This is a genomic window from Desulfomonilia bacterium, from assembly GCA_036567785.1.
Lineage (GTDB): Bacteria > Desulfobacterota > Desulfomonilia > UBA1062 > UBA1062 > DATCTV01.
The window spans coordinates 76,600-100,169 of record DATCTV010000060.1 but is presented as its reverse complement, the minus strand read 5'-3'; the positions used below and the strand labels follow the sequence as shown (position 1 = coordinate 100,169).

23 protein-coding genes are annotated in these 23,570 nt (G+C 45.2%); 13 read left to right on the top strand and 10 right to left on the bottom strand.

Annotation, left to right across the window (positions count from 1 at the left end):
* Positions 1-1,485: a rhamnulokinase family protein gene (locus VIS94_15300; GenBank protein HEY9162443.1), complete on the top strand. Its 1,485-nt coding sequence runs from the start codon at positions 1-3 to the stop codon at positions 1,483-1,485.
* Complete coding sequence (locus tag VIS94_15295; protein ID HEY9162442.1) at positions 1,478-2,758, top strand: L-rhamnose isomerase; 1,281 nt, start codon at positions 1,478-1,480, stop codon at positions 2,756-2,758. Before VIS94_15300 ends, VIS94_15295 begins: the two co-directional genes overlap by 8 nt.
* 6 nt (positions 2,759-2,764) lie before the next feature.
* Here the strand turns inward: VIS94_15295 and VIS94_15290 are convergent, their stop codons facing one another.
* Positions 2,765-3,088, bottom strand: a complete 324-nt coding sequence (locus VIS94_15290; protein ID HEY9162441.1) for an L-rhamnose mutarotase — start codon at positions 3,086-3,088, stop codon at positions 2,765-2,767.
* Between the two features lie 12 nt (positions 3,089-3,100).
* Positions 3,101-4,426, bottom strand: a complete 1,326-nt coding sequence (locus VIS94_15285) for a DUF4388 domain-containing protein (protein ID HEY9162440.1) — start codon at positions 4,424-4,426, stop codon at positions 3,101-3,103.
* 77 nt (positions 4,427-4,503) lie between these two features.
* Here VIS94_15285 and VIS94_15280 point away from each other — a divergent pair, with 77 nt between their 5' ends.
* The 3 genes from VIS94_15280 (at position 4,504) to VIS94_15270 (ending at position 5,904) form a co-directional block, all read left to right on the top strand.
* Positions 4,504-4,989 (top strand): peptidylprolyl isomerase, encoded by a 486-nt coding sequence (locus VIS94_15280; GenBank protein ID HEY9162439.1) that lies wholly within the window; start codon positions 4,504-4,506, stop codon positions 4,987-4,989.
* A 124-nt stretch (positions 4,990-5,113) separates the two neighbouring features.
* Positions 5,114-5,422 (top strand): isoamylase early set domain-containing protein, encoded by a 309-nt coding sequence (locus VIS94_15275; protein HEY9162438.1) that lies wholly within the window; start codon positions 5,114-5,116, stop codon positions 5,420-5,422.
* Between the two features lie 59 nt (positions 5,423-5,481).
* Positions 5,482-5,904: a CBS domain-containing protein gene (locus tag VIS94_15270; GenBank protein ID HEY9162437.1), complete on the top strand. Its 423-nt coding sequence runs from the start codon at positions 5,482-5,484 to the stop codon at positions 5,902-5,904.
* Here VIS94_15270 and VIS94_15265 read toward each other — a convergent pair.
* Positions 5,901-7,784: a GNAT family N-acetyltransferase gene (locus tag VIS94_15265; GenBank protein ID HEY9162436.1), complete on the bottom strand. Its 1,884-nt coding sequence runs from the start codon at positions 7,782-7,784 to the stop codon at positions 5,901-5,903. The two genes, VIS94_15270 and VIS94_15265, sit on opposite strands and share 4 nt — an antisense overlap.
* 114 nt (positions 7,785-7,898) lie before the next feature.
* Here VIS94_15265 and waaF point away from each other — a divergent pair, with 114 nt between their 5' ends.
* From waaF to VIS94_15230, 7 genes are read left to right on the top strand one after another with little or no spacing between them, the layout of a single operon-like run.
* Positions 7,899-8,888: a lipopolysaccharide heptosyltransferase II gene (gene waaF, locus VIS94_15260; GenBank protein HEY9162435.1), complete on the top strand. Its 990-nt coding sequence runs from the start codon at positions 7,899-7,901 to the stop codon at positions 8,886-8,888.
* A complete protein-coding gene (locus tag VIS94_15255; protein ID HEY9162434.1) occupies positions 8,885-9,649 on the top strand; it encodes a glycosyltransferase family 2 protein in 765 nt (254 codons plus the stop codon). Before waaF ends, VIS94_15255 begins: the two co-directional genes overlap by 4 nt.
* The gene (locus VIS94_15250) at positions 9,642-10,637 is read left to right on the top strand and encodes an NAD-dependent epimerase/dehydratase family protein (protein HEY9162433.1); all 996 of its coding nucleotides are present in this window, start codon (positions 9,642-9,644) and stop codon (positions 10,635-10,637) included. The genes VIS94_15255 and VIS94_15250 overlap by 8 nt, the downstream gene beginning before the upstream one ends.
* Before the next feature lie 5 nt (positions 10,638-10,642).
* On the top strand, positions 10,643-11,752 hold the full coding sequence (locus VIS94_15245; protein ID HEY9162432.1) for a DegT/DnrJ/EryC1/StrS family aminotransferase: 1,110 nt from the start codon (positions 10,643-10,645) through the stop codon (positions 11,750-11,752).
* A gap of 2 nt (positions 11,753-11,754) precedes the next feature.
* Positions 11,755-12,870 (top strand): glycosyltransferase family 4 protein, encoded by a 1,116-nt coding sequence (locus VIS94_15240; GenBank protein HEY9162431.1) that lies wholly within the window; start codon positions 11,755-11,757, stop codon positions 12,868-12,870.
* Positions 12,867-13,859, top strand: coding sequence for a glycosyltransferase family 4 protein (locus tag VIS94_15235; protein HEY9162430.1), 993 nt, complete (start codon positions 12,867-12,869; stop codon positions 13,857-13,859). Before VIS94_15240 ends, VIS94_15235 begins: the two co-directional genes overlap by 4 nt.
* Entirely contained in the window at positions 13,860-14,846 is a 987-nt protein-coding gene (locus VIS94_15230; GenBank protein HEY9162429.1) for a glycosyltransferase, read from the top strand.
* Here the strand turns inward: VIS94_15230 and VIS94_15225 are convergent.
* From VIS94_15225 to VIS94_15215, 3 genes are read right to left on the bottom strand one after another with little or no spacing between them, the layout of a single operon-like run.
* Positions 14,843-15,952: a uroporphyrinogen decarboxylase family protein gene (locus VIS94_15225; GenBank protein HEY9162428.1), complete on the bottom strand. Its 1,110-nt coding sequence runs from the start codon at positions 15,950-15,952 to the stop codon at positions 14,843-14,845. The two genes, VIS94_15230 and VIS94_15225, sit on opposite strands and share 4 nt — an antisense overlap.
* Positions 15,952-17,175, bottom strand: coding sequence for a M24 family metallopeptidase (locus tag VIS94_15220; GenBank protein ID HEY9162427.1), 1,224 nt, complete (start codon positions 17,173-17,175; stop codon positions 15,952-15,954). The genes VIS94_15225 and VIS94_15220 overlap by 1 nt, the downstream gene beginning before the upstream one ends.
* A gap of 9 nt (positions 17,176-17,184) precedes the next feature.
* Positions 17,185-17,586, bottom strand: coding sequence for an SCP2 sterol-binding domain-containing protein (locus VIS94_15215; protein HEY9162426.1), 402 nt, complete (start codon positions 17,584-17,586; stop codon positions 17,185-17,187).
* A gap of 93 nt (positions 17,587-17,679) precedes the next feature.
* On the opposite strand from VIS94_15215, the gene VIS94_15210 reads away from it, so the two are divergent.
* Positions 17,680-19,050, top strand: coding sequence for a sigma-54 dependent transcriptional regulator (locus VIS94_15210; protein ID HEY9162425.1), 1,371 nt, complete (start codon positions 17,680-17,682; stop codon positions 19,048-19,050).
* Here VIS94_15210 and VIS94_15205 read toward each other — a convergent pair.
* The 4 genes from VIS94_15205 to VIS94_15190 all read right to left on the bottom strand — a co-directional run bounded on the left by VIS94_15205 (position 19,037) and on the right by VIS94_15190 (position 23,420).
* The gene (locus tag VIS94_15205; GenBank protein HEY9162424.1) at positions 19,037-20,896 is read right to left on the bottom strand and encodes an HD domain-containing phosphohydrolase; all 1,860 of its coding nucleotides are present in this window, start codon (positions 20,894-20,896) and stop codon (positions 19,037-19,039) included. The genes VIS94_15210 and VIS94_15205 overlap by 14 nt on opposite strands.
* Before the next feature lie 243 nt (positions 20,897-21,139).
* Positions 21,140-22,687, bottom strand: a complete 1,548-nt coding sequence (murJ, locus tag VIS94_15200; GenBank protein ID HEY9162423.1) for a murein biosynthesis integral membrane protein MurJ — start codon at positions 22,685-22,687, stop codon at positions 21,140-21,142.
* A 34-nt stretch (positions 22,688-22,721) separates the two neighbouring features.
* The gene (locus tag VIS94_15195; protein ID HEY9162422.1) at positions 22,722-23,153 is read right to left on the bottom strand and encodes a hypothetical protein; all 432 of its coding nucleotides are present in this window, start codon (positions 23,151-23,153) and stop codon (positions 22,722-22,724) included.
* Positions 23,154-23,213: 60 nt separating this feature from the next.
* A complete protein-coding gene (locus tag VIS94_15190; GenBank protein ID HEY9162421.1) occupies positions 23,214-23,420 on the bottom strand; it encodes a hypothetical protein in 207 nt (68 codons plus the stop codon).
* Positions 23,421-23,570: the final 150 nt, after the last annotated feature.

Sequence of the window (23,570 nt, the reverse complement as noted above, 5' to 3'; positions counted from 1 at the left end):
ATGTCAGTTCATCTTGCAATAGATCTGGGAGCAGACAGCGGAAGGGCCATACTTGGAAGGCTCGAAGAGAAAAAACTGAATATCGAAGAAATTCATCGTTTTCCAACCGGCGTGCTTAATGTAAATGGCCGGCTGCACTGGAATATTTACAGGATTTTTGAAGAAATCAAAAAGGCCCTGCATCTGTGTGCCAGAAAAACAGTTCCTGATTCAATCGGCATTGACACATGGGGGGTCGATTTCGGACTGATTGACCTGAACGGACAGCTTATTGGTCTGCCGTTTTCCTATCGGGACAAACGTACTGAAGGTGCTGCGGATTCCTTTTTCAAAAAGATCACCAAAGAGGAACTATATAAAAGAACTGGCATTCAATTCATGGATTTTAATTCACTTTTCCAGCTAGAATCCATGTTTAGAGACAAATCTCCGATACTTGATATTGCCAATGCTGTTTTATTCATCCCGGACATATTGAATTTTTTCTTATGCGGAATCAAAAAGACGGAATTCACTGTTGCCACCACATCTCAAGTTTTCAATCCGACATTGATGGATTGGGACATGGTCCTTGTTTCGGCGCTCGGAATAAAGCCATCTCTGTTTCAGGAAATAGTAAAACCGGGGTCAATTCTTGGAAATCTATCATCCGAAATTTCGAAAGAGACCGGCATGAGAGAAGTTCCGGTCATTGCTGTTGCCTCGCATGATACCGCCTCGGCAGTTGCTGCGGTTCCGTCATGTGGGCGGGATTGGTCATATATCAGTTCAGGCACATGGTCGCTTATGGGTGTCGAGACAGACCATCCGGTGATAAATGATGAATCTTTCATGTCAAATTTTACCAATGAGGGAGGAGTACAGGGCCGTTGGAGGGTTCTTAAGAATATTTCAGGCATGTGGCTTCTTCAGGAATGCAGGAGGGTATGGGGATTAAAAGGGTCAACTCCTTCTTATGATGAACTGATCAGGGAAGCGGAATCGGCAAGGGGCTTTTCCGCATTTATTGATCCTGATTACAGAGGATTCAGAACCCCTGCCGATATGCCCGTGGCTATTGTGAATTATTGCAGGAAAACACACCAGCCTGTCCCGCAGACAAGGGGAGAGGTTACAAGATCAATACTCGAGGGTCTTGCACTTAAGTACAGGCTCGTTCTCGAACAGCTTCGTGATCTTTATGATTCTGATATTAACAGGATTCACATAATAGGCGGTGGGAGCAGAAATACCCTTTTGAACCAGTTTACAGCAGATGCAACAGGCATTCAAGTTATTGCCGGGCCTATGGAAGCGACTGCAATAGGAAACCTTCTCATGCAGGCGTCTGCTCTGGGCGGAATAAGCTCAATTGATGAACTCCGGGAAATAGTTTCCCTTTCATTCGAAACAGAAAAATATAATGCATCAGATAACAGGGATGAATGGGAAACGGCATATAAGGGATATAAAACAATCATTGAACGGAGCCCAATCGATGAATGAAGCATTGATTATGAAGGCATACGAGATTGCAGTCGAGAAATACGCCGAGCATGGCGTCAGCGTATCTGAAGCCCTTAAAAAACTTGATAGTATTTCATTATCAATACACTGCTGGCAGGGAGATGACGTCAGGGGATTTGAAATGCCCGTTTCCGAGCCGGGAGGCGGGCTTGCCGTAACGGGAAATTACCCAGGAAGGGCTGGAAATGTTGAGGAACTACAGGCGGATTTAAAAATTGCACTTTCGCTTATCCCGGGTAAACACAGACTCAACCTGCATGCAATCTACGGTGATTTCTCAAAATACACAGGAGACAGGGATACACTGGTTTACTCACAGTATATTCATTGGGTGGACTGGGCAAAAGAGCACGGACTGGGGCTTGATTTCAACGCCACATGCTTCGGACATGTAAGGTCATCGGACGGGTGGACTTTGTGTTCGCTGGAGGATGATAAGAGGAACTTCTGGGTGGAGCATGTAAAAAGATGCCGTGAGATAGGTGAGCATTTCGGAAAAACCTTAGGCAGACCATGCATGCACAATCTGTGGATACCTGACGGCTGCAAGGATAGTACTGCACTTCGTTTTAAAAGAAGGGAGAAGCTCAAAGAGTCATTATCGGAAATATATTCAGTTCGTCATGACAGGACATGCCTCATGGACAGCGTCGAGAGCAAACTCTTCGGCATTGGATCAGAGGCCTTTGTCGCCGGTTCACATGAATTCTACATGCAATGGGTATCCGATCATAATTTAAGAAACAATGACGATGTACTCCTGTGCCTGGATATGGGACATTTCCATCCGACCGAATCCGTTGCGGACAAGATATCCTCCATTCTTATGTTTCAGCAGCGGCTGCTTCTGCACATAAGCCGCGGTCTGAGATGGGATTCCGATCATGTTGCCGTCTTTGATGACGGAGTGAAGGAACTGATGCTTGAAACAGCAAGGGCGGGGGCACTTGAAAGGACATACCTGGCGCTTGATTATTTCGATGCATCCATAAACAGGATAGGTGCATGGGTGGCTGGCGCGCGTGCTACCCTAATGGCTGTCCTGTTTGCTCTGCTCGAACCGCTCGATAAAATAAGGGAATATGAACTGGAAGGAAACGGTCTGGGAAGACTTGCACTTATGGAAGCTTGCAAGACCTTGCCTTTGGGGAGCGTATGGGATTACTGGTGTACCATTAACGATGTTCCTGCCGGGTTAAAATGGCTTGATAAGACAGGCGAGTACGAGAAGAATTTTCTATCGAAGAGGTAAGCTGGTCTAGTCCAGGTGGAAGATTTCTTCAAGTTCGAGCATGCCCTTATCAGGTTGCAAACCATCAAGATTCTCAAAATACGGTGCCATAAACGCCTGCCATCTTGAGTTTATTTCCTCCTTTGACATGCCTTTGATTGCATCATCGAGTGTTCCGGGTGTTTCAAAATATCCGAATATAGTTCCATCATCCTTCAGAAACAGCGAATAGTTGTGCCATCCGGTTTTTTTGAGAGCCTCGAGCATTTCAGGCCAGACTCTTCTGTGATGCTCTTTATATTCATTTATTTTATCCGGCTTGAGCTTTAAAATAAATCCTATGCGATTCATGCGGCAGTCCGGCTAGACCTTACCCCTCATGCGATACAATCTGAGTTCGCGGCTTGCATCGACATTTTTAGGATTAATCCTTAGTGCAGCCCTGAAGGCATCGACAGCCTTGATGGAGCCTTCTTTCTTGAGCACCCATCCAAGGATGAGATAATAGAAATCAGTTTGAGGAAAACGTTTAATAGAGTCTCTTATCGCATTCTTTATTTCAATAGTAGGACCGTTTGTTGCCTGCAGTTTCATGAACATGGCATTAATGTATGACTCATTGTAGGCCTTCTCGTCTGGTGCCATTTTTACGCATAATTTCAGGAGATCCAGGGCCTTTTCATAATTTTTATTCTTCAGTTCGTCCAGGGCCTGCTGATAAATCAATTCAGCCTGAAGCTGGTCGTTCACCCACTGATCAACTTTAGGCTTGCCCTGGCGCTCCTTTAAAATTTCATTGTAAGCTTTCTGGATATCCGTGAATATCTCATTTGCCAGGTCTTTGACTTCAATATCAGCCGCGTATGCATAGGAATCGGGATGGTTGTCTTTGACAAGTCTTATATAGGCCTTTTTAAGAGTATCATCAGATGCATCGGAATCTATACCCAGCAGTTCGAAAGGCGTCTTTTTATTTATTTCTTTCAGTTTGCTGCGCAGCTTGTCAATCAACGCCTTGTGCTTGCTTTCTTCGAATGTTATCAATCCACTGCAGTAAAGTGCGAACAGATCAATGGCTGTCTGGGGGTTTTTTAATATAATTTCCGAAACAGTCATTTTCTCCAGGCTTTCAATGTCTATTGAAATCCCTTTAGGCATTTCTTCTTTCAGCGGCTTCGGTTTGACGGCTGCATAAGGCATAAGTGCCGTTATCGCCATGGAGGGATTGAATTTTTCGGTAATACCCTTTCTTAAAAGATAGTTCAGCTCATCCACTGTAAGTTCAGGATTCTTATTTATAGTTTTGGGGACCTCCTGAACCGATCCTGTCTGCCATTCAAAAATGTCCAGGAAACGTTTTTCTATCTGAATTATAAGTGCTTCAGTAAGCTGTATCTGGTTCAGGAAACCAAGCAGTATGAGTGCAGCTCCATGTTTGATTCTTTCAATCCGTGCCTTTTCCAGTGAAATGTCATTTTGTTCCTGAGTGATAAAGTTTTTTTCAACAAGAATATTACCAAGGAGCTCTTCGGGGCGGTTTGACTGTATGGCACAGAGCCTTCCTTCCTTGAATATGATTCCCTTTCTCCACTGTTCGAGAGACAGAAATAATATTCCAGAGAATTTATCTTCAATTATATCCTTCATCAGGAGAGGGAATGTGATATCTTCAAGCTTGAACTGTTCCATGCTCTATTCATATTATATATTTGTTTAAACAAGCAAGATGTTTTAAAAACAAAAAAATCAAACAATGTGAGGTGAATATGGTAACTCTTTCAACAACCCTGGGAGATATCAAGATAGAGCTGTTCAAGGACGAGGCCCCGATAACGACAGAAAATTTTATATCTTATATAAAGGACGGCTTTTTCGACGGGACGATATTCCACCGTGTTATCCCTGGATTTATGATACAGGGCGGTGGCATGACGCCTGATATGATGGACAAGGCTACAAAGAAGCCCATAAAGAATGAAGCGAAGAACGGGCTTAAAAACGAGCGAGGCACACTCTCCATGGCAAGAACTTCTGCAATTGACAGTGCAACATCTCAATTCTTTATCAATGTCAATGACAACAAGTTTCTTGATCACGGTGTACGTGATTTCGGTTATGCGGTTTTTGCAAAGGTGGTTGAAGGAATGGATGTTGTTGATAAAATTGCGGCCGTAAAGACGGGCAACAAGGGATTTCACAGCGATGTTCCTGTGGAGCCCGTGATAATTATTTCCGCCAGGCTGGAGGAATAGAAAGTCATTAAGTAATAAAAGCAGGAAACTTGCAAAAGAACTTAACCGAAATATAATATATGTTATGTTATGGGGATAACGGGTTCATGTAGGGAAATACTGCCAGGAAAAGGAGGGGCGCGTAATGGCATTGAAAAAACAATATGTGAAGTCAAAACAGTTGTTCAAAGTTACGTTTTCCATACCTAAAGAAGCCGTTGGAAATGCAAGAAAGGTTGCAATTGCTGGTGATTTCAATGATTGGATTACGGACGTGGATTTCATGAAGAAACAGAAAGACGGTTCATTTTCCATCAGCCTCTACCTTGAATCCGGCAAGACCTACCAGTTCCGCTATCTTATCGACAATACTAGGTGGGAGAACGACTGGGAGGCCGACGGCTATATACCTCATGCATATGGCGATGGCGATAACTCTCTTTTGATCCTGTAAAAGAGGAGGATGGCTTAATCATAAGTTTTGATAAACAATTATAACATGAGAGGTGATTTTTGAAGGTTTCTGAAATGATGAAGACCGCTGCCGTTATCATTGCACCTGAAGCTTCTGTCGGATCAGCAATAAAGATCATGGAAGAAAAGCGTTTCAGACGCCTGCCAGTAGTAAAAGACGGAAATCTCGTAGGTATAATTACCGACCTCGATATAAGGAAGGCATTGAATTCTCCATTCGTATTTCATGAAGCCATGTATGATGAATACCTGCAGAACGAGATAAAAGTCGAAGCATGTATGACGCCTAATCCAATAACCGTAAATCCCGATTCGGATATACTGGATGCAGCCGTCATAATGCATAAGGAAAAAATAGGCGGTCTTCCGGTGGTTGAAGAAAACAGACTCGCAGGTATCATTACCGTTTCAGACCTTCTCGAGATGCTTATAGGATTTCTTGGGAAAGAGAAGCAGGCTTAACTGCCTGCATTCTCTTTTTTCCCTTCTTCAAAAGGAATTTCCAGTTCATAAACCCCGTATTCAAGTTTGACCTTCAGAGGATAACCGGTTTTTGAAAACACTTTCATCATCGGAGTATTCCGGGCCAGAACGTCAGCCGTGAAACCTCGTATATTCCTGTCTACCGCTATCATGCACAAATGATTCAACAGAAATGTGCCTATGCCCATGTTCTGATAATCATGATGTATGGTGAAGGCGACTTCTGCATTGTTGGTAACCGGGTCGCGAACGTAATGGCCAAGGGCGATTATCTGTTCCTGCCTGTCAGGAGCCTCATTGCCCATTACTCCCACTATAGCCATCTTGTCGGTATAATCTATGGCTGCCATCGGCATGGCAAGCTTGTGAGGGAAATTTCTGAGGTTCTGGAAGAATCGCGTATAGACATCCTGTTCCGGGAGTGAATATACAAGGTCCTGAATAGCCCTTTCATCGGTGGGTCTCGTCGGTCTGAAGAATATTTCGTTGCCTTTCTTGTCTTTCCACCAGGACTCATATTCTCTCGGATATATTGCCGCCGGCAGAATCTGATCCTTGTAGATATAACCCTGTTCCTTGGCGCAATCGAGCAGCCAGTCTCTGAATTTTGGGTGGGCGATGCTTATTAATGCAAGCGCCCTTTCCCGTATAGTCTTCCCGTGTATGTAAGCATAGCCGTATTCGGTTACGACATAATTTACTGAAGCCCTTGTTATCACGACACCGCTTCCCGGATCCAGGAACGGGACTATTCTGGATTTCTCACCGTCATCCGTTGTTGACGGCAGTGTCATTATTGATCTGCCGCGGTTGGCCATTCGAGCTCCACGCACGAAGTCGGACTGGCCTCCGATACCGCTGTAGAACCTGAATCCCAGGGAGTCAGAGCATATCTGGCCGGTAATGTCCACGGTCAGTGCGGAGTTTATGGCAGTGCACCTGTCATTCTGCTTTATTATGCTGGAACTGTTTACATAAGAGCATGGCCTGAACTCGAAAAGCGGATTGTCATCGACATAGTCATACAGCTTGCGGCTGCCCATGCAGAATGCCGAAACAATCTTGCCGGTGTTGATATTCTTCTTCCTGTTGTTTACGACTCCCGCCTCGATTAAATCTATCAGGCTGTCTGTAAAAACTTCGGTATGAACTCCGAGGTCTTTCTTGTTCATAAGATAAGGCAGAACCGAGTTCGGTATCTTGCCGATGCCGGTCTGAATACAGGATTCATTTTCAATAAGGTCGGCAATTATGCTTCCGATCTTTTCAATTATCTCTGTGGGTGATTCAGAATGAAACTCTATGAGGGGCTGGTCATTTTCGACAAAGGCATCTATATCGTTGACATGCAGGTATGAGTCTCCATGGGTTCTCGGCATGTTTGGATTTACTTCAGCAACGACATATCTTGCTGTCTCGGCAGCTGTCTTGGTTATATCGACAGATATACCCAGACTTACATAGCCGCTTTTATCAGGAGGAGAGACCTGAATCAGGGCGACATCTATCCTCATCTTCCTTCGCTGCATCAGTTTCGGGATTTCGGAGAGGAACACCGGAGTGTAGTCGGCCCTGCCTTCTTCAACCGCCTTTCTTGTGCTCTGGCCTATGAAAAGGGCATTATGGCGGAAGTGTTCGGAATATTTGTCTTCCGCATATTCAGAATTCCCCAGATCGAGAAAATGGTACACCTCGGTGTCATACATATGAGGTGCAAGATCTATGAGGGTTTTCACCAGCAACTGCGGCTCTCCGCAGGCTGAGCCTATGAATATTCTGGATCCTTTCCTGATGCGTTTTAGTGCTGTTACAGCATCAGAAAGCCTTGATTGATAAATTTCTTTCCAGCCGTATATCATAAAATTGAGATTAAACTGTTAGAGTTAAATGTCAAGATTAACAATAAGCAAATAGATGGCTGAAGAAATGCTCCGGGGTTGCGCTATCCGTAATTTGTTAATATAAGACTGAAAATGGATAAGATTCTTATCAGGGGTGTAAACTGGATCGGGGATGCCGTAATGAGCATGCCATTTATATGCGGTCTGGGAAACGCCTGGCCCGATGCGGAAATTCATGTGCTGACAAGGCCCCATCTTGCAGAGCTCTATAGATATAACCCCTGTGTGAGAAATGTAATCACGGTCAATGAGAAAACCAGAATTACCGGATGGAAGGCGGTATATAGAAAGATCAGGGACAAAAATTTCAACATGGCGATATGCCTGCCGCACTCGTTCAGTTCAGCGTTTTTTCTGTTTCTTTCCGGTATCCCGATAAGATACGGCCGTGCATGCAGCGGCAGGTCAGTGCTTTTTACGCACCCCGTTTATGGAAAAATTGAAGAATATTCCGGGCACCAGGCGAAGTTTTATCTGGAAATGCTTGAAGCGATAGCTGGCAAACGGATTACGGAAGTTCTGCCCGAAATTTTTATATCAGATGCAGAAAGGCTTAAGGCTTCAGAGATTATCGGACAGACGAAAAGGCCCGTGCTTGGAATTTTCTGCTCGGCAGCCTATGGGCCTGCAAAAGTATGGCCCAGGGAAAGTTTTGCAGAGCTTGGAAAGATGTATATTTCAAAAACAGGCGGGTCAATCCTCCTTTTCGGCGGTGCGCAGGACAGGGATGCAAACAACGCCATTCAAGCTTCAATCGGAGAAGGCGCATTGAACATCGCAGGGATGACGAGCCTGCTTGAAAGTGTTGCCTTGATGGAGAAGTGTGATGCAGTTGTTGCCAATGACTCGGGGCCGATGCACCTGGCAGCTGCGAGCGGGACAAGGACGATAGGAATATTTGGCTCGACCAGTCCGGTACGGACTGCGCCGCTCGGCAGGAAGGCCTCATTCATAACGAAAAGGCTTGAATGCGCGCCGTGTATGGCACGAACCTGCAGATTTGGCACGTATGAATGCCTTAAAAGCATCACGCCTGATGATGTGCTCAAGGAGATTTTGTGAAGATAAGCGTCTGCATGATCACGTTCGATAATGAACGCACAGTTGCCGGGGCACTTGAAAGCGTAAAGACCTGGGCGGATGAGATAATTGTCGTCGATTCCTTCAGCACGGATTCCACCCCGGAGATTGTTAAGGGATATACCGATAATTTCGAGCAGAGGAAGTGGCCTGGCTTCAGGGACCAGTACAATTATTGTATCAGCAAGGCCAGAAATGAATGGGTTGTGTTCATTGACGCCGATGAAGTTATTCCACCTGCACTCGCATCCGAGATGCTTGAGCGCCTTGAGAGTGATAAGGGCATATACGACGGCTACATCGCCCATCGACGTACCTTTTACCTGGGCCGCTGGATAATGCACGGCGGATGGGTGCCTGATTATGAAATAAGGCTGTTCAGAAAGGACAGAGGAGGATTCGAGGGGGGGCTGCATGCAAACGTAAAAGTAAGAGGCAGGGTGGGCGAACTCAAATCATCTTTTTATGAGCACTATAATTACAGAGACATCGCGGATCAGATTACCACGATAAACCGTTATTCTGAAACCGAAGCGAAGGACAAGTTTGCTGAAGGAAAGCGCTTCAGGTTTATCGATCTGCTATTTAGGCCACCTTTCAGGTTTATAAAGGAATATGTTTTTAAAAAGGGTTTTCTGGACGGAATGCCCGGGCTTGTTATAGCTGTTTCCACCATGTATTATGTGTTTGTCAAATATGCAAAACTCTGGGAGCTGGAAAAAGGACTTAAAAGAAATGGTTGATCTCGAAACTGTTTATAGAGGCAAACATGTTTTGATAACGGGAGGTCTGGGCTTTATAGGCTCAAACCTTGCGATCAGGCTTGTCTCTCTCGGTGCCAATGTAACGCTTATAGACAGCCTCATTCCTGAATACGGCGGAAACCTTTTTAATATAGAACCTGTCAAGGACAGGGTAAAAGTCAATTTCTCGGATGTGCGCGATGAGCATTCGATGAGATTTCTGGTAAAAGGCCAGGATTACCTGTTCAATCTTGCCGGTCAGACCAGCCATGTCGATTCCATGCAGAATCCTTATGCCGACCTGGAGATAAACGCCCGTGCCCAGTTGTTCATATTGGAGGCATGCAGGCACAATAATCCAGACATTAAAATCGTGTTTGCCAGTACCCGCCAGATATACGGTAAACCTCAATACCTGCCCGCGGACGAGGACCATCCGGTCTGCCCTGTTGACGTTAATGGCATCAACAAGGTTGCAGGCGAATGGTATCATATCGTTTATAACAATGTTTACAATATCCGTTCGTGCGTATTGAGGCTCACAAATACATACGGCCCGAGGATGAGGATAAAAGATGCCAGACAGACATTTCTCGGCATCTGGATAAAAAACATAATTGAGGGCAAACCTCTGCTTATTTTCGGCGATGGTCTGCAGGTAAGGGACTTTACTTTTTCCGAAGATGCAGTGGATGCATTCCTCTTTGCAGGTGCAGATGAAAAGGCTGACGGCAAGGTCTATAATCTCGGAGGAGAAGGCAGGATTACCTTAAGCGAATTAGCTGCAATGATAATCGATATCAATGGTTCGGGCACAAGTGAAATAGTGCCGTTTCCCAAAGAGCGGAAAATTATTGATATAGGCGACTACTATTCCGACTGTAAAAAAATTGAAAACGAACTGGGCTGGAAACCTGCCACAGGTATTGAGCAGGGCCTTCAGATATCCATTAATTATTTTAAAGAGTATTTCTCATATTACCGGTAAAAATCATGCAGGGAAAAGAAATCATACCGGTTGTAAACCCGAAGGCGCAATCTGAAGTTCTCCAAAAAGAAATTCTCGATGCCGTAGCAAGGGTCGTCGATAGCGGCTGGTATATTCTCGGGAGCGAAGTTGATTCATTTGAGAAAGAGTTTGCTTCATTCATCGGTGCAGATAATTGTATAGGCGTTGCAAGCGGTACTGATGCATTGATGCTTGCACTGAAAGCCGCCGGCCTTAAGACCGGTGATGAGGTTATAACGGTTTCACACTCCGCCGTTGCGACCGTCGCTGCGATTGAGCAGGCAGGTCTTGTCCCGGTTTTTGCTGATATTGATAATACAAGCCGATGCATTGATCCGGGTCTTATTGAAGCACTTATATCACCAAAGACAATGGCCATCGTCCCTGTACACATATACGGCCAGCCATGCGATATGTCAGCCATAATGGGAATTGCTGAAAGGCACGGCCTCAAGGTTATTGAGGACTGTGCACAGGCGCACGGTGCAATCATCGGGGATAAAAAAGCAGGCACCTTCGGTCATGCGGCCGCATTCAGTTTTTACCCGACAAAAAACCTAGGCGCGCTCGGTGACGGGGGCGCTGTCATCACAAATGATTGCGGAATAGCTGATAACGTAAAGTGGCTCAGGGAATACGGCTGGAAGGAAAGGTATGTGAGCTCGTTTTCCGGCGTTAACTCTAGACTTGATGAAATACAGGCGGCCATCCTTCGTGTGAAGCTCGGCCATCTGGAGAAAGCCAATGAAAGACGCAGACAGATTGCATCAAGCTATAATTCTGCAATATCAGGGAGCAGCATTAAGGCCCCGGCGGATATCCAGAATACGACCCATGCAATGCACCTTTATGTAGTAGAGTGTGAAGAAAGGGATAAGCTTCGTGAATATCTGATGAACGAAGGAATAGGGACTGCAATCCATTATCCGCTTGCCATACATCAGCAGCCTGCATATCTGGGAAGGGTAAGGGGCTGCACCGGTCTTGCCAATACTGAAAGGCTTTATAAGGGGATCTTGAGCCTGCCCATGTATCCGGAGCTTGCTGATGCTCAGGTCGAAAGGGTGTGCGAAGCCATTAACAAATGGCGATGATCATGAAAGTCTGTCTTGCCATAGAAAAATTCGATCCAAAAACAGGCGGCGCAGAGCGCTACTGCTGGGATCTGGCGCATTTTCTTGCAGACAGAGGCCATGAGGTTGCTGTCATATGCATGAAGTCTTCCGGTACTGATTGTCCGGGTATAGCCATTCATAAGGTCCGTGTCATAAAATTTCCCCAGTCGCTCAGACATCTGAGTTTTGCCTTAATGCATTTCTTTAAAGCCAGGAAAATGAAAGGCTGGGTTCATTACGGGGTGGGAAATACATTTCATATGGATATTTATCAGCCCCATGGCGGGCTGCATGCCGCATGGTCTGAAAGGGACATTATCAGGTATTCTGAAAATATGAGGTCACTGATAAGGATCATAAAAAGGTTGAGCTTCAAGGATGCCTTTCAGCGAGCCTTTGAATGGTGGACTCTCAAGGTCGAGAGGCCTGTTGTCCTGGCAATATCAAGGATGGTGGAGAATGATATCAGGGAATTCTGCGGCAAGAATCCTCCAGAAATTTTTCTCATCCCCAATGGCATAGATACAAGGAAATACTCACCGGCTAAGATTGAGGGGCGCAGTGATATAAGAAAATTCTACGGTCTTGGTGAAAACGATTTCGTGTTCCTCTTTGTTGCGAATAACTTTATCCTGAAGGGATTCAGGATTCTTCTCGAAGCGCTAAAAAAAATAAAAAAGACCAATGTCAGGCTTCTTGTTGTAGGCGAACCTGATGCCGGATCCATGTCGCTTGCCGGAAAGTTTGGCAGGATGATTGTTTTTGCGGGAAAAAGCGCCGGACTTGATTATATCTACCCCGCATGCGACTGCCTTGCGCATCCGACCTATTATGATGCATGCTCGCTCGTTGTGCTCGAATCGCTTGCATCGGGGACACCTGTCATCACGACATCGGCAAATGGTGCATCCATGTTCATTGAAAGCGGGAAGAACGGATATATTATTCCGGCAGCCGATGTTGATGCACTGGAACACGCCATTGATAAAATGATTTCAGGTGGGATGCCGCATGTGGAAAACACCTCATTTGACGATTCATACACGGTCTTTGAGAAGATAGAGAAAGTTATAGCCGAAAAGGGGAAGCGAAAATGAAAATGCTTGCCCTGATACAGGGGAAAGAGATTGCTGCGAGCAGGTACAGGATCTTGCAGTACCTGCCCTATCTTAGAGAAAACGGGGTTTTTACGTATGTCATGGAGTTTCCGCGAACGATAAAGGAATATGCCGATTTGTATATGAAACTCAACGGCTATGACTGTATTTTTGTCCAGCGAAAACGCTTTCATTTCCCCTTTCTCGAACTGTTCAGGAGGAATGCAAAAAGGATTATCTACGATCTTGATGATGCCGTCATGTATAAAAACTCCCTGGCAGGCAGCCCGTATTCGCGAACAAGAGCTCACAGGTTTGAAAAGATGGCCAGGGTAAGTGACACCATCATTGCAGGAAACAGTTTTCTTAAGGAGCAGTCGCTTCCTTATAATCCGAATGTGGTTGTTATCCCGACTTCGATTCCGGCTGAGAGGTACAGCATGAAGGATTACGGAAGGTCCAGGGATATTGTTACTATTGGCTGGATAGGCGATCACGGCAGCATTCATTATCTTGAGTCGATTAAAGATATTCTGGATGAAGTGGCTGAAAGACATCCCGGCAAAGTCGAGCTCAAGATAATCTGCGATGTCTTCTTCGACTGCCGCGTGATGCCTGTAAGAAAGGTCAAATGGTCATCGGAGACGGAAGTGGCTGAACTCAAGGACTGTGACATAGGCATTATGCCGCTCAAGGATGACCTGTGGTCACATGGCAAGTGCGGCCTCAAGATTCTACAGTATTTCGGTGTCGGCATTCCTGTTGTCTGCACACCTGTCGGTGTGAACAGGGATGTCGTGGTCCCGGACGAAAACGGTTATTGGGCTATGGATAAAAATGGCTGGATCGATGGATTATCAAGGCTTATACAGGATCCCGGACTCAGAAAGACGATGGGATATAATGGCCGGTCAACCCTTGAGAAGGGGTATACACTGAAGACGAATGCCCCTCGGATATTGAAGACCATAACTGGAGATGTCAATTAAATGGGAATAATATACTATCTTTGCCCTGATTATAAGACACCTGTCGGAGGGGTCAGGGTGATGTACAGGCATGTTGACATACTCAACAAATCCGGACTTCCAGCTTCAATCCTTCACCGTCATAACCGATTCAGGTGCACCTGGTTTGAAAACGATACAAAGGTGTCCTACATCGGCAAGGTCAAGCTCGGAACAAGTGATTTTCTGGTAATACCCGAAAACTATTCAATGCTCTATGTCAATCCTTTATCAAGGCCCAAGGCATCGAAGTATTTCAGAAAAGTATATGAAACCCCGGCGGCAAAGGTCATATTCAATCAGAACACATACAACACATTCGGCGGCCATGATTTCAATACGGATATAAGGAAGTCGATCTATTTTGCAAAGGACCTTAGGGGCGTAATGGTAGTTTCAGATGATAACCGTGAATATCTCAAATATGCATTTCCTCAGTTGAGTGTCAGCAGGATGCATAATTATATAAACAGGGAAATATTCAGCTACTGCGAAACAAAAAAAAGACAGATATGCTTCATGCCAAGAAAAAATTCCGAACACGCGCTTCAAGTGATATCCATCCTGAAAGCTGCGGACAGGCTCGGTGATTTTGAAATTGTTCCCATAGAAGGCAGAACAGAGGCTGAAACAGCTGCTATAATGAAGGAATCGCTCATTTTCTTGAGCTTCGGCTATCCTGAAGGATTTTCATTGCCTCCTGCAGAAGCCATGAGCTGCGGCTGTATAGTAATAGGTTATCATGGCATGGGAGGCAGGGAATATTTCAAGCCGGAATTCTGCTTTCCTGTGGAAATGGGTGATCTGCTCACATTTGCCGGAACAGTCGAGGAGGTTCTTGCAATCAATAACCGTGAGCCTGCAAGAATAATCGATATGGGAAAAAAGGCATCGGATCATATCAGGTTGACTTACACAAGGGAAAGGGAAGAAGAGGATGTCCTCTCCTTCTGGAAAGACATTGTTTAACTGCCCGCCAGTGATTCTCCCAGTTCCCTGACGAGGCCTACATAGTAATTCCAGTCCTCAAAGCTCACATCAGGCGGTACGTTGTGGTCAAGGCCCGGTATATAGCCGCCCTTTTTAAGCATTTCAGGCACAACCCTCATTACCTCTGCGTATATCGCATCCTTTCCTTTTGCTAATTCAAGCTTATCGATTCCGCCCCATATGGCGAATTCTTTCGGCCATTCTTTCCTGATGTTCAGTATATCCATGCCCGCATTTACTTCGAACGGCCATATCATGTTGACCCCGGCATCCACGAAAGGCTTTATAAGAAGCTTCATGTCTCCGTCCGTATCGACGCCTATGATAGGTATTTCCAGTTCATTCTTGAGATAAGTAAGCAGCTCTTTGTAATAAGGCGCCATGAAGGTATCGAAAAGCTTCGGAGAAATTATGGGACCGTTCTTGTAGCACATGTCTTCCCAGAGGCTTACAAGGTCAGGCCTGCGCTTTTCGGCAATCTTCAGGATTACTTTCTTCCACAAATCAACCCAGTGGCGTGCGATATCGTGAATCAGGTCCGGCTGTCTGCGGTAGGCTATCATCAGGTTTGTGAAGCCCATGAGGTGTCTGTGTGTGCCGAAAAGTCCCGGAATATAAACGGTGAGGGGCCAGTCGGCAGTGCCTTCAAGGCCGAGCAGTATCTCGGCCTCGGAAAGCCTTCCAGGTGAATCGGGATTGAGGCGCCATTTGATGTCTTCCCAGTCCTTCCTGTTTTTTACCGGAGACTCAAGCCATGTCGGGATGGCGCTTGAATGGTCGGTATGTTCTTTGATTATGGAACCCGAGCTGTCCCGTTTGATGATGTGTTCGCCGTCCATGCTTATTACTTCTTCATCAAACAGTGGATCAAAACCTGGATTCAAGTGAACGCCCATGATAATCGGAAGCTGAAGGTCAAATCCTGAATACATATAAGCAGTCATTTCGTCATTTATTTCAGGCGGCAGACCTTCAGAATGCCATTTATCCAGCGTCTCATTCCAGAACCCCGTTGTTTCCATCCTGAAAGGTCTGTCCAGGGGCTCGAATGCAACAGTTGCAATGAGGCGTTCACGTGATGTCATCAATTGATCTCCTCAATCGCCAATGGATACTTCGACATGTATTCGCAGCCGTCCTTCAGGATAAGGATGGGATTCTCATATCTGAACCCGATTCCTTCGGATGGAGCCGCGTACTGCATGGCACAGATGAGGAGTTCGTTTTCCTGATAGACATGGTCGGGATTTGTCCAGAACGGGATAGGCCCGTCATTTTTTGCGCCTATTCTCCATTCATCACCGAAGAGACCTATCCCGTGTTCGCATCCGGGCACGACAAAATCGGCGCAGCCGCGGTCTTCAGCAAACTGCATCATAAGCTCGGCAAGCTTTGAAGGGGTGACGCCCGCCTTGTAGTTGTCAAGGACCAGGCTTACCAGGCCGGTGAAGTTGTCGGCATGCCACCTCTGTCTGGGTGTCGCTGGGCCTATCAGGTAATTGTGGGAGTGATCTCCCAATGCCAGTTTGAACATGGCATGAAAATCCAGCATCAGCGGTTCGCCTGCCTTGAATTCCCTTGTGGTAGGCGGTGTGCATGCTCCGAGCCCGGTCCTGTACCCGCTGGATATTTCATTAAGTCCTGCAAAGTTCCATTCGGATACGCTGCCGTTCTTCCTCATGGCCAATGCCGCGATGCCGGCTATAACAGTTTCGGTCATACCCTTCCAGCCGCCGTTTTCCAGAGCAGCTCTGGCAGCCTTATGGCCTTCGTCGACGATGCGTGATGCTTCACGGAAACGGTTGATCGTGCCGATGTCCTTGATTATGGAAAGGCTGTCAATTATCTCTATGGCATTGACAAACTCGAAGCCGTCGAGCGCCTGACTCAGCATGGTGTATTCATAGTGGCTGAGGTGGCCTTCAGCCGTATAGGTCGCCATGCCGTCTTCATAGCCGATACGGCCCTTTGTCAGACCCAGATCGTCTTTTACGAAATCGCTGATTGCCGATATTTGATCCATGCCGCCCATAGGGGCGTATGCCCTGACATGGTCTTCGTCAAGCCATGTTTCGTCTCCAAGCCTGACTGCGTCGATTACGAATGTGAATAGAGTAGGGTCTCCCTGTGCAGGGATGATAAGATAACTGCGCCATGGGCAGAATGCATCTATCACCCAGCTTATGGTTCTTATCCTGGAGCCGATATAGACGTCGATTCCAGCCTTTGCCATTTCGGCCTGAATCTCTTTTACTCGTGCGGGGTTGTTGATATAAAACGGGTCTTTGGGGTCAAGAATCCTGGGCATGGCGTCCTCCTAATAGACTGCAGGTACGCCGGATATTATCTTGTTCATCCGGTCTGCGAGAGAGGCCAGCTTGAGCGCTCTGGCCATGTTGCCCTTGAGCTTGAGCTTTCCTGTCATAAGTGCACGCTGGCTGCCGAGTTCCGCCCTGGAGATTTTTGCAAAGGTTTCATATTCACCGGTGATCGTAAATTCCGCCTTAGGGGGCTCGCCGGTTCCTGTTTCGACCTTTGTTACTGCGCCATTGTCGCACTGGATGTAAAGGTATTTTTCTCCGCCGCCGGGGCAATTTTTATAAATGTTTGACATCGATGTGGAAACATTGTTCATTTTTTCAGGCGGCAATGCAGCCTGCAGCCGCTTTAGTACTTCTTCCGCCCAGGCGCTGCTCAGGTATACAAGATTTTCACTCATATATTTCCTCCTTTTGTCTTAATTAATTTCTTTGAGGGAAGCAGTATATAATAAAAGTAAAGTTTTTTCTTTCAAAATACGATTTGTAAGATAATGGCACACATACTGATTGTAGAAGACGATATCAATCTTGGACAGATGCTGTTTCAGGAATTCAAATCCCAGGGGCATGATGTCGAACTGACTTCTGATGCGGAAGCTGCGCTTCCGAGAATCAACAAGTACATCTATGATATCATGCTTACTGACATCAAGCTTCCCGGAATGGACGGTCTCGAACTTCTCAAACAGATCAAAGCTGTAAGCCCGACCACTATAGTGCTGGTGATGACAGGGTATGCATCTGTTGACATGGCTGTCCTTGCCATGAAAAACGGTGCGCAGGATTTCATCCAGAAACCGTTTGGGTTTCATGAGATAAACCAGAAGATTGAAGGCGCTCTTTCAATAAAACGCATGAAAAATGAGATTGATTATCTGAGGCATACTCAGGAAGATCTTATATACCGCACATCCAACATTATATGCGAAAGCAAGTCATTCAAAAGAATTCTTTCGATGGTCGAGAAGCTTGCAAATGCCGATTCGACGCTCCTAATTTCAGGAGAGACCGGTGTGGGCAAAGGGCTTATTGCCGGTGCAATCCACCATAATTCCTACAGGGCCAGGAATAACTTTGTTCAGGTGAACTGTGCGGCGCTGCCGCTCAATCTCCTGGAAAGCGAACTCTTCGGCCATGAAAAAGGCTCGTTTACAGGTGCGGTGAAGATGCGTGTCGGAAGGGTTGAGCAGGCGAATATGGGGAGCATATTCCTTGATGAGATAGGGGATATGGACCTTTCACTGCAGGCCAAGATACTACGCGTTCTTGAAGAACGCGAATTTGAAAGGGTAGGCGGTACAAAGACAATCAAGGTGGATGTAAGGGTTATTGCGGCAACCAACAGGGATCTTTTCACTCTTGTCCGTGAAGGAAAATTCAGAGAAGACCTGTTCTATCGAATTAATGTGGTTAATATCCACATCCCTCCTATCAGAGAAAGAAGAGAGGATATAATCCCTCTTGTCAGATATTTCATGCACAAATATTCCCAGGAGTTCAGCAAACCGATCAGGGAAATTGACGAGAAGGCAATGGAGCTTCTTCTGCATTATGAATGGCCTGGGAATGTACGCGAAATACGCAACTGCATGGAGAGAGCTGTTCTTCTTTCAGAAGGTGAGTACATTAAGGCCGGGGATATAACAATAAATCCGGGGTTGAGAACCACTGAGGCTCAAACTCAAAACCTGTCGATGTCAAGTCTCGCAATCAATGAAAAAGAGATGGTTCTGGATGCCTTGAAAAAATATGACTGGGTCCAGAAAGATGCCGCAAAGGCTCTTGGAATAAGCAAGAGGGTAATGCACTACAAGATACAGAAGTACGGCATAACGCATCACAGGTGGCTTAAGAACCGATAACGTCTATAAACGCCGGAGTCATTGACGGATCGAGTTTGGTTCCGGACATCATATAAAGCTCACGGATTGCCTCATCCTGCATCTTTTGCGTCCTGTAAAGTCTCGGTGACATCATAGCGTTATACGTATCCGCAATCCTTAAAGCCCTTGCCCCGATGGGTATTTCAGATCCTTTCAATCCCCTGGGATATCCGGATCCGTCGATATTTTCGTGATGGTGTATCAATATATCCTCGTCACAATTCAGAACGCATGCATCCTTAAGCATATTTGCAGAGATAATCGGGTGACATGATATCTTCTTCTTGTCATGTGTGCTCAATTCATCTTTTGTAAGAGTGGAAGACGGCATACCAAGATAGCCAATGTTTGCCGTAAGCGCGGAATTTGCCCAGCGCGTAGCATCTTCCTCTCTCATTCCCAGAGAAGAGGCTAGCGTAAACATGTGATCAGCAACTTTTAATGAGTATCCGATCGGATATCCCGCCCTCATATCAGACATGATTGAAAACACGCTCAAAACGGACTGGCTCCAGTCCTGAACATCAGTTGAAAGGCCTTTTATGTATGCCCATGAAGGGGAAAGATAGGTAATAAGCCATTTGTATATCTCTTCGGGTAAGCCTTTATGTTTGAAGAAACCCAGATCGGCATTGCCCCATACAAGCAGATCACCGGGAGGGGTGCTTCTTAACTGTATCTCTTCCGCCTGACACTGCAATTTCAGGATATCTATGAACTGGTCGAATGTTTCCGGGCCCGGTGCCAGGCTCAGGACCTTCTTTATTGACAGTTCGGAAGAGAGATTGCATGTACGTAAATTGCCTGCCTGGAGGTAGTTTGCACATTTAAGGCTGTTTTTCCTGGCATAAGTGATCGATTGATGCGCTGCGCTGATAAGGCCTTTTATATCCTGAGCTTCATCAGGCATTGATGCAATTCCAATATGGATTGAAGATAAAAGGTTCTCTTCCAGGCTTTTTGTCGCGTTGTTGATGGCTTTTTTTGCCTGCTCTGACGTGCATCCGGGCAATATAACGAAGAAACTCATATCTTCATATCTGATTATGTTGTCATAGCATCTGAGGGATTCTTTCAGTTTTCTCGCTATCTTTCTAAGGGATAGAATCCCTTCAAATACATCTTTGCTGTTCCCGTTCTTATCTGACTCGTTCATCATCACGAGGGCAAGGCTCAGGGGATAAGAGAGCCTTCTGGCTTGTTCTTCGTACTGATGCAGTATTTCAAAGAGGACATCTTTAGGCTTTATATCCATCTTTGCGTCAATATGGTCTCCTAATCTGTTTCTGTTGCCCAGAGCGTGCTTTATTGTCCTTTCACTTAAAAGGAGAACCTGTTTGATAAGTGCCAGTTCGGTTGCGTTAAAGGGATCTCCACCCTTTCTGTAGAGTTCGAGGCATCCAACCGTGTTGGAATCAAGGTATATAGGCAGTGCCATCATTGATGAAAAAGAAAAGGGCATGTCATCCTGTTCAAGCTTTGTTTCCTTGATGTCTTTGATAAGGAGATGCCTGCCGGATTTTTTTACCACATGAGTAAATATATTACCCTTGTCGAGAGATTTGGGAATATTCCCCTGAATTCCCCTGCAGAACCACATGTCCCAGGGTTCCCATACATAAATCAGTGCGGAATCGAAAGATGTAATTTGTTCAATAACATATAAAATGATATCGGGAATTTTATCTCTTCGTACTTCCAGACCTTCAAACAGGGATATTTTAAAAATATGAGGTATTGCATGTGCGTTCTCCCTTATAAAAGCCGGTGTAAACTCCTCAACATTTTCAATAATGGAATCGTTTAATAAAGCTTCCTTGCTCATGGGTTTGCAACCTCAATTATTTATATAAAAACATTTAAAAATATTTATCTTTTCAAATACCGGCACTGTAAAACTCCTGTAAAACAAGTTAGCAAACATGATGCCATATATTCAGTAGATTGCAACTATTTGATTATATTAAAATTAGAAATTAATTAATACTCTAAACATTGTTAATATCTTGCCAGTAAATTATAAATAATGCAATTTTTTATCTTCTTTTAAGGCAATATATTTCTCATCCTAATGGACTCTTCTCTGTGAGAAAAATTTTGCCGGTCTTATTCCTGAAATATAAAGCACTGCAAAATATGCGACGGTTCCGGCAATAATGCATGCTGAAAGCATTATTAGGCTGTTCGTGTTCAAACCGTGCTGCCAGAAATTATGTAAAATGAACAGATAAAGCACTATTCCCATAATGAATGATGCCGTAATTATCTTCAGGCAGTCTCTGTATAACGACATGCTGAATTTAATTTGCTTTCTTGTCAGGATAAAGTGGAAAATTATAAGCTGGAAGAATACAGAGATACTGCTTGCAAGGGCAATTCCTGCATGTCTCATGAAGAACATCAATAAGAGACTCATGGCTACATTTACAACCAGGGCCATCCATCCTATGTTCACGACGGTCTTTGCTTCCTGCATCGAATACAGGGCCTGATTAAGGATACGTACATAACCTATTGCCCATAGGGATATTGAATACATCTGCAATGCATAGGCGGTTTCTTTTGCATCAGCGATAGTAAATGCACCCCTCATGAAAAGAACGGCGGTAACTGGTTCCGCCAGTATAACCAATGCAACAGAAGACGGCACGGTGAATACGAGAACCATTACAATGGAGCGCGATATCAGGGATGAAAGCTCAGTGTTGTCCATGCGAGCGGATGCCGAACTCATTGCAGGAAGCATTACATTACCAACGGCAAATGCGAAAATTCCAAGCGGGAGTTCAAGGAGTCTTTGAGCGTAATACAGAAACGAGATACTGCCGGTTTTAAGAAATGATGCAAGCTGTGTTCCTACAAGAACATTTATCTGATAAATTGATGCACCGATTGCCGCAATACCCATAAGTCTTGTCACCTGCCGAATGTTTTTATCCCTGAAATCGGCATTGAATCTTATTGGCACCTTGTATCTCTTCAGTTGAGGCAGTTGGAGAAGGATTTGAGCAACCCCTCCGGCTATCACCCCCCATGCAAGGGCATCCGCAGGAGATGAAAAGAATGGATACCAGACATAAAATATTACGGGTATTCCGATCATGAAGATATTGAGCAGGATCGGGGCCCCGGCAGGTGCTGCAAAGTGTCCTACCGAATTGAGAATTCCCATGAAGAGAGAAACTATTCCGATAAGCAGAATAAACGGAAACATTATTCGAGTAAGATGAACGGCAACCTGAAAATCGCCAGTGTTGATTTTTCCAAAAGCAAGAAGGGCAACAAGCCCGGGGGCAATAAGCTCACCAATGATGGTGATAATGACAAGGCTTATGAACATGAGAGTGAAAACGCTCTCAGCCATCTTGAATGCCTTTTCAAGGCCCTCTTTTTCCTTGACTTCATTGAAAACAGGAACAACTGCAATGGTTATCGCACCTTCTCCCATAATGCGTCTGAGAAGATTTGGTATCCTGTAGGCGATGAAAAAGGCGTCAGCCAGCCCTGTGGCACCCAGAAGCCACGCTGTCACCATATCGCGTATATATCCAAGTATACGGCTGATACCTGTAAGGCCACCTACGGTAAGGATGTTTCTTCCGAATCGTTCTTTCATGATACCTGTATGGAGGCCAAAATGTAATCTTCTCCTATCTGGCAAGAACCTCCGCTCTTACCGGTATGATTTTTTCAGGAAGACTGGGAATATTGGTTTTGATAGATATGGTTCCTTCAATGGTACTGGGACTGTTTCCTGAATCAAGCTTTAACATGAGGTCTTTTGTTTTGCCGGGCTTGATTATAATATTCTTATCAGGGGTTATGCTCAGATTGGCAGCAGACTTAACACTTATAGCCGTTATTTTCACGGTACTCTTTCCCTTGTTTTCGACTTTTATGGGCTGATTGATTTTTGAGTTTACAGATACACTTCCTAAATTAATATATGGAGGGGTTATCGACAGCGTCTCCCTTACAGTCGCATTTACAGTCAGTATGAAAGCCCCTTTATTGGGGTCGTTTGTCGTGACATTGATCTCTTTTTTATATGAATCCCTTATATGAGTTGTATTTATTTCCACGTGTATTTTTCCTATGGTTCCTGGTTCTATCGGCCCCACCGGGGCGTTGATTTTGACCCCTCAACAGGGTTTGACTTTTATTTCAAGCGGCATGTCTCCTGTATTCTTAATAATGAAATCATGAATTATGGCTTTTCCCTGAGGTATATCTCCGGCATTGAACACGTATTCGTCAATCGCAGCTTTTGGCGCTGCATATGCAATGGATGAAATGGCAGCAAACATTATTGCAGCTACGATTACAGCAAGGCTCCCTTTTTTCAGCATAATAAATCCTCCGGTATATGTCTTTGAATTTGCATAAGGGTTTATATCATAACAGGAATAGTGCTTCCAAACGTTTTCTCTGTATTTTGGTGATATCTTTATTTCATTAATTCCCATGCCGGCATTATTGACTTTTTTGCATGCACAGAA

Coding starts and splice junctions, on each gene's coding strand:
- VIS94_15300 (HEY9162443.1), top strand. CDS start 1: ATGTCAGTTCATCTTGCAATAGATCTGGGAGCAGACAGCGGAAGGGCC.
- VIS94_15295 (HEY9162442.1), top strand. CDS start 1,478: ATGAATGAAGCATTGATTATGAAGGCATACGAGATTGCAGTCGAGAAA.
- VIS94_15290 (HEY9162441.1), bottom strand. CDS start 3,088: ATGAATCGCATAGGATTTATTTTAAAGCTCAAGCCGGATAAAATAAAT.
- VIS94_15285 (HEY9162440.1), bottom strand. CDS start 4,426: ATGGAACAGTTCAAGCTTGAAGATATCACATTCCCTCTCCTGATGAAG.
- VIS94_15280 (HEY9162439.1), top strand. CDS start 4,504: ATGGTAACTCTTTCAACAACCCTGGGAGATATCAAGATAGAGCTGTTC.
- VIS94_15275 (HEY9162438.1), top strand. CDS start 5,114: ATGGCATTGAAAAAACAATATGTGAAGTCAAAACAGTTGTTCAAAGTT.
- VIS94_15265 (HEY9162436.1), bottom strand. CDS start 7,784: ATGATATACGGCTGGAAAGAAATTTATCAATCAAGGCTTTCTGATGCT.
- waaF (HEY9162435.1), top strand. CDS start 7,899: ATGGATAAGATTCTTATCAGGGGTGTAAACTGGATCGGGGATGCCGTA.
- VIS94_15250 (HEY9162433.1), top strand. CDS start 9,642: ATGGTTGATCTCGAAACTGTTTATAGAGGCAAACATGTTTTGATAACG.
- VIS94_15245 (HEY9162432.1), top strand. CDS start 10,643: ATGCAGGGAAAAGAAATCATACCGGTTGTAAACCCGAAGGCGCAATCT.
- VIS94_15240 (HEY9162431.1), top strand. CDS start 11,755: ATGAAAGTCTGTCTTGCCATAGAAAAATTCGATCCAAAAACAGGCGGC.
- VIS94_15235 (HEY9162430.1), top strand. CDS start 12,867: ATGAAAATGCTTGCCCTGATACAGGGGAAAGAGATTGCTGCGAGCAGG.
- VIS94_15230 (HEY9162429.1), top strand. CDS start 13,860: ATGGGAATAATATACTATCTTTGCCCTGATTATAAGACACCTGTCGGA.
- VIS94_15225 (HEY9162428.1), bottom strand. CDS start 15,952: ATGACATCACGTGAACGCCTCATTGCAACTGTTGCATTCGAGCCCCTG.
- VIS94_15220 (HEY9162427.1), bottom strand. CDS start 17,175: ATGCCCAGGATTCTTGACCCCAAAGACCCGTTTTATATCAACAACCCC.
- VIS94_15215 (HEY9162426.1), bottom strand. CDS start 17,586: ATGAGTGAAAATCTTGTATACCTGAGCAGCGCCTGGGCGGAAGAAGTA.
- VIS94_15210 (HEY9162425.1), top strand. CDS start 17,680: ATGGCACACATACTGATTGTAGAAGACGATATCAATCTTGGACAGATG.
- VIS94_15205 (HEY9162424.1), bottom strand. CDS start 20,896: ATGAGCAAGGAAGCTTTATTAAACGATTCCATTATTGAAAATGTTGAG.
- murJ (HEY9162423.1), bottom strand. CDS start 22,687: ATGAAAGAACGATTCGGAAGAAACATCCTTACCGTAGGTGGCCTTACA.
- VIS94_15190 (HEY9162421.1), bottom strand. CDS start 23,420: ATGCTGAAAAAAGGGAGCCTTGCTGTAATCGTAGCTGCAATAATGTTT.